General features: G+C 62.0%; 1 protein-coding gene and 1 pseudogene. One reads left to right on the plus strand and one right to left on the minus strand.

Going from position 1 to position 686, the window contains the following annotated elements; translation table 11 throughout:
* A pseudogene (locus tag FH08_RS53675) lies at window positions 1-357 on the minus strand (hypothetical protein); the annotation flags it as partial.
* Between the two features lie 28 nt (window positions 358-385).
* Here FH08_RS53675 and FH08_RS53680 point away from each other — a divergent pair.
* On the plus strand, window positions 386-686 hold a 301-nt coding region (locus tag FH08_RS53680; RefSeq protein WP_235210587.1), incomplete at its 3' end, for a hypothetical protein.

The raw sequence follows: 686 nt of genomic DNA on the forward strand, positions 1-686 counted from the left end.
GGCCTGCGAAGCCAGTGCCCGGAAGCCCACTGCCGTGGTGTTAGTATCGGTCGCCTGCGCATTCGAACCGATCGCCGTTGCGCCATCCTTGGTTGCTTGCGCGCACAGGCCGGAACCGGTGGCATCGACGCCGTTGACGCTGGTGCAGGTTGCCGCCGTCACGCTGTTGATCGCGGTACCGCTGGTGCCGCGAGTCTGCACCGTACCGTTGCCGTTGGAGCCGCCGATGGTGGTGCCGCCCAGCGTGCCGCCGTTGGCCGTGGCGTTCTTAGAGGCATCCACCAGCGATGTCAGGGTGGTCGAGAGCGAATTGGCGCCGTTGGTGATGTTGCTCAGGCCAGAAGAAAGCGAGCTCACCTGGCTCAAGCCGGTCGACAACGATGAAATGCCAGTCGACAGCGAGGCAATGCCGGTCGAGGAAGAACTCGACAAGGAGGTCACGCTACTGGTCGTGGTCGAGAGGCCGGTCGACAGCGAATTGACGTTCGAGGTATTGCTCGACAAACCGGTTGACAGCGAATTGATGCTGCTGGTGTTGCTAGACAAGCCGCTCGAAGTCGACGTTGAGAGCGAATTGACGCTGCTGTTGGTCGAGCTCAGGCCGGTCGACAGCGAAGCCACGCCGGTAGAGGTTGCCGTCGAGAGCGAATTCAGCTGGCTGACGTTGATCGCATCAGTGTTCTGCG

This window comes from Caballeronia sordidicola (assembly GCF_000729995.1).
Lineage (GTDB): Bacteria > Pseudomonadota > Gammaproteobacteria > Burkholderiales > Burkholderiaceae > Caballeronia > Caballeronia sordidicola_A.